The organism is Ornithinimicrobium sp. (assembly GCF_051004135.1).
Lineage (GTDB): Bacteria > Actinomycetota > Actinomycetes > Actinomycetales > Dermatophilaceae > Ornithinicoccus.
In genome coordinates, this window is record NZ_JBPCKQ010000095.1 from 1 (window position 1) to 4,509 (window position 4,509).

At 71.8% G+C, this 4,509-nt stretch carries 4 protein-coding genes and 1 pseudogene; 1 reads left to right on the forward strand and 4 read right to left on the reverse strand.

The genetic code is table 11. The features are described from left to right. Positions 1 to 257: 257 nt before the first annotated feature. From ACR2FV_RS05530 to ACR2FV_RS05545, 4 genes and pseudogenes are all read right to left on the reverse strand, one after another. Positions 258 to 668 (reverse strand): annotated as a pseudogene (locus ACR2FV_RS05530) (GNAT family N-acetyltransferase); the annotation flags it as partial. Next, positions 665 to 979, reverse strand: a complete 315-nt coding sequence (locus tag ACR2FV_RS05535; protein ID WP_434014701.1) for an exodeoxyribonuclease VII small subunit — start codon at positions 977 to 979, stop codon at positions 665 to 667. The pseudogene ACR2FV_RS05530 and the gene ACR2FV_RS05535, both read right to left, overlap by 4 nt. Positions 980 to 988: 9 nt before the next feature. Then, positions 989 to 2,263, reverse strand: a complete 1,275-nt coding sequence (xseA, locus tag ACR2FV_RS05540; RefSeq protein ID WP_434014702.1) for an exodeoxyribonuclease VII large subunit — start codon at positions 2,261 to 2,263, stop codon at positions 989 to 991. A gap of 38 nt (positions 2,264 to 2,301) precedes the next feature. Beyond that, positions 2,302 to 4,005 (reverse strand): DUF885 domain-containing protein, encoded by a 1,704-nt coding sequence (locus ACR2FV_RS05545; protein WP_434014703.1) that lies wholly within the window; start codon positions 4,003 to 4,005, stop codon positions 2,302 to 2,304. Positions 4,006 to 4,159: 154 nt separating this feature from the next. On the opposite strand from ACR2FV_RS05545, the gene ACR2FV_RS05550 reads away from it, so the two are divergent. Then, on the forward strand, positions 4,160 to 4,509 hold a 350-nt coding region (locus ACR2FV_RS05550; protein ID WP_434014704.1), incomplete at its 3' end, for a hypothetical protein.

Sequence of the window (4,509 nt, forward strand, 5' to 3'; positions counted from 1 at the left end):
CATGGCCTTCGGATTCAAGTCCCCCGAAGCCATGATCGCCCTCGCGATGCTCAACCTCGGCGGCTACTGCCCACCCCTACCCGGCCGCGGCGCACCCTGATGACCCACGGGAACGACAGGAGAGCCCGAATGTCTAGGTCCAGGGCGGGTATGGCGGGCGGAGGGTCGGTGACCAGTCGGCCGTAGGTCAGCACGTCGACCCGCTGACCGTCGAAGAGGAACTTGCCGCGCTCGCGTCCTTCTTGCACGAAGCCGGCGGCCAACGCAATCACCCCCGAGACAGGGTTGTCGACGCGATGCCCCAGCCCCAACCGCTGCAGGCCGCGCTCGCCGAGCGCCCAAGCCGCCACCGTGGCCGTCGCCCGCGAGGTCCAGCCCCGGCTGCGGTGGTCGACGTGCATCCAGTACCAGCACCAGCCGGTGTGGTGCGTGGTCTCGATGGCGCTGACGTTGACCACGCCGATCAGCCGTCCGGCCAGGTCGATCGCGAAGATCTCCCCGTCCGAGGAAGCCGTCGACAGGTGCTCGGTGAGGTCTGTGGCCTGGGCGAGTGTCGTGATGTCGGCCTGGCGCTGCATGCCTGGGCTCGCGAAGAGATCGAGCAACGCACGCACGTCGCCGGGTCGCACCCGGCGCAGCGTCGGTGTGGGCGTCGCTGCGCCGCTCACACCTGGCTGGTGTCGGAGGACTCCGGGGGCGAGGGCGTCGACGTCGGAGACTCCCCGCCCGGAGCCGCCTCGCTGCCCGTCTCGGCATCGCTGCTCTCGGCGCCGCTCGCGGTGGCGGCGTCGAGCTGGGACTGGGCCTGGTCGAGCTTGGCCTGGCAGTGGGCGGCGAGCGCCTCACCCCGCTCCCACAGCACCATCGACTCCTCCAACGGTGCCTCTCCGGACTCGATCCGCGCCACGAGGCGCACCAGCTCGTCGCGGGCCTGCTCGTAGCTCAGGTCGCTCACGGGGGTCTGCGTGTCGTCGGCCATCGCTCCAGCCTAGCCAGCCGCCGCCGCGGCCGGCCCGGTCACCGGGGTCACGGCGAAGTCGCCTCGGGCGACCGTGACCCGCAGGACCTCCTGGGGGTCGACCTGCTCCCGGTCACGCACGATCTGACCGCCGGAGTGCCGGACTACGGCATACCCCCGCTCCAGGGTGTGCTGGGGTGAGACGGCGCGCAGGTGGCTGCGCAGGTGCGCCACCCGGTCGTGCTCGCGCTCCACGCGGGTGCCGATCCGCGCCCGTCCCTCGCGCCGGGCCGCGGTGACGTCGTCGCGGTGTCGCTGCACGATGGCGTGCCGGTCGCGCATCACCGGTCGCCCCATCAGCTCGGCCAGCGCCGCGCGCTGCCGGGTGAGCCGGGTGGCCAGGGACCGACGGGCCCGCGAGGTGACGGTATGCAGTCCGCTGAGCTCGTCCTGCCGGTCCGGCACGACGGCGCTGGCGGCGTGGGTCGGGGTGGAGGCCCGCAAGTCGGCCACGAAGTCGAGCAGCGGGGTGTCGCTCTCGTGCCCGATGGCACTCACCACGGGGGTGCGCGCCGCCGCGACCGCGCGTACCATCGCCTCGTTGCTGAACGGCAGCAGGTCCTCGAACGACCCGCCGCCCCGGCTGATCACAATGACGTCGACCCCGTCCATCCGGTCCAGCTCCGTCAGGGCGGCGCTCACCGCCGGAACCGTGTCGCTGCCCTGCACCGCGACCTGACGGATCTCGAAAACGGCGGCCGGCCACCGGCGGTGGACGTTGGCCACTACGTCCCGCTCGGCCGCGGTGTTGCGTCCGGTGATCAGCCCGATCCTTCGGGGCAGGAACGGCAGCGCGCGCTTGCGCGCGGCGTCGAAGAGACCCTCGGAGCGCAGCAGCTGCTTGAGGTGCTCCAGCCGGGCCAGGAGCTCGCCGACCCCGACGTGGCGCATCTGCCGGGCCTCGAGCTGCAGGGTGCCGCGCTTGGTCCAGAACGCGGGCTTGGCATTGACCACCACCCGCGCCCCCGGCTGGGGTGGTGAGGGCATTGCGTCCAGCGCGGGGACCGGGATGCTCACCGACAGCGACATGTCGACGTCGGTGTCGCGCAGGGTCAGGAACGCCGTGCCCATCCCCGGCCGCCGGTTGAGCTGCACGATCTGCCCCTCGACCCACAGCGGTGACATCTTGGTGACGTAGTCGGAGATCTTCAACGACAGGGTGCGCACCGGCCATGGCCGCTCCGCGGTCGTCTCGCGGGCGACCGCGGGCAGGGACGACGAGGCCGGCCCGGGTGATGTGCTCACGGGCTCACTGTAGAACCCGGGTCCGACAACCGAGGCGCTCAGAGCCGGGACAGCTCGGCCTGCAGGTCATCCAGGCCGAGCGCCCCGAGCGACAGCGCGGCCATGTGCCAGGCCTTGAGGTCGAAGTCGTCCCCGTGTGCCCGTTGCGCCGCCTCCCGACCGGTCAGCCAGGCCCGCTCGCCGAGCTTGTAGCTGATCGCCTGCCCCGGCCAGCCGAGGTAGCGCACGATCTCGGACTCGATGAAGGAGCGCGAGCGCCCGCAGTGCTGGTCGAAGAACTCGGTCGCCAGCTCCGGAGTCCAGGTCTGCCCGGGCGCCAGCGGCGAGTCGTCCGGGATCGTCAGCTGCAGGTGCATGCCCAGGTCGATCACCACCCGGATCGCCCGCATCATCTGGCAGTCCAGATAACCCATCCGCTCCTCGGTGTCCAGGTAGCCCAGCTCGTCCATCAGCCGCTCGGCATACAGCGCCCACCCCTCGGTGGCGCCGGAGGAGGAGCCGAGCGAGGTCTGGTAGAGCGAGAGCTGCGGGGCGACGTAGGCCCACTGCGCCAGCTGCAGGTGGTGGCCCGGGACGCCCTCGTGATACCAGGTGCTGACCAGGTCATACAGCGGGAACCGGGTCTCACCCAGCGTCGGCAGCCAGGTGCGGCCCGGGCGGGAGAAGTCGACCGAGGGCCGGGAGTAGTAGGGGGCCGCCGCGCTGCCCGCGGGCGCGATCCTGGCCTCGACGGTCCGGATCGGCTCGGCGATGTCGAAGTGCGTGTTGTCCAGCTCGGCGATCGCGCCATCCATCATCTTCTGCAGGTAGACGCGCACCTCCTCGACACCGTCCACGGCCTTGCCGTGCTCGTCCAGGTGCCGCATCGCCTCGACGGGGGTCGACCCGGGCAGGATCTGCTCGGCGACCTCGCGCATCTGCTCATCCAGCTCCCGGAACTGCGCCCACCCCCACTGATACACCTCGTGCGGTTCGATGTCGGCGCCCATCCACCGGCGTGCGCTCAGGCGGTAGCGGTCCTCGCCGCAGGGGTCCGGGGTGCCCTGTGCGGCCGGCAGGTATGTCGTGTCCAGGTAGTCGCGCAGCCCCGCCACCGCCTGCGCCGCCTGGTCGGCCGCGGCGGTGAGACCCTCGCGCAGCGACTCCGGCCCGTCGGCCACGAAGTCGTGGAACCACGAGCCGTCGCCGCCCGCCTCACCCTGCAGCCATTCCCCGAGCTGGTCAATGGTGGTCTGCGCCTGCAGCGGTGCGGCATACAGGTCGCGCCGGCGGCCCTCCTCCAGCGCCGCCATGAGCGAGTCGTAGGAGTCGCCGAAGCGGCTCATCCGCCGGGCGATGCACGCCCAGTCCTGCTCGCTCTCTGCGGGCATCATCATGAAGAGGTTGCGCACGGCGTGCACCGGAGCGCCGATGTTGCGCAGCGGCCGCAGGTGCTCGCCCACCTCCGAGCACTCCAGGGACACGCCCAGGCGGTCGCGCAGGAGGGTGGCGCAGCGGCGCTCCAGGTCGTCCCAACCCTCTGGCCCCGTCTGCTCCTCCAGGGCGTCGAGGTCGGCGAGCACCCGGCGGTCGAGGGCGTCCTGCGCGTCCTGGGCCTCGGGGGAGAAGTCAGGGACCCGGTCGTCGTGCTCACGCAGGCCGAGCATGGTCGCCACCTGGGGGTCCAGGTCGGCACAGGCGTGGACGTACTGGTCGGCGAGCTGCCGGGGAGTCGTCGGGGCCGGGGTCTCGTGCTGGCTCATCACCCCATGATGCATGGACACGGCTGGGCCGGTGCCCGGACCCCACTGATGTACGATTCGGCACACTGATGCCTTGCGTGCGCAGGGCACCAGTGTGCGACATCGGGCACCAGTGGGCCGGCTTTCAAGTCGACCGGGACCATGCCCGGCTACCGTGGCCAGGGACGAGAAGGGCGCGGACCTACGGTTCGTGGCGGCCCGGTTCGGGCTGGGTCGGCCGCGCGCGGTCGCTGCCGGGGCGCGCGGTGCGATGGGTGAGATCTATCGCCTCGACACCGACACCGGTGTGTATGCCGTCAAGCGACTCCTGTGGGAGGTCCCCGAGGAGTCGGCCGCCCAGCGGGAGGTGGCCTTCGCGCAGCTGTGCGGCACCGTGGGAGTGCCCTCGCCTCGGGTGCTGCGGACCGCCGAGGGGGCCATCCTGCTGCCCGCCGGATCAGCGGACACCGCGTGGCGCGTCGCGGAATGGGTCGAGGGCAGCAGGCCGGCACGGCTCGACCCGGC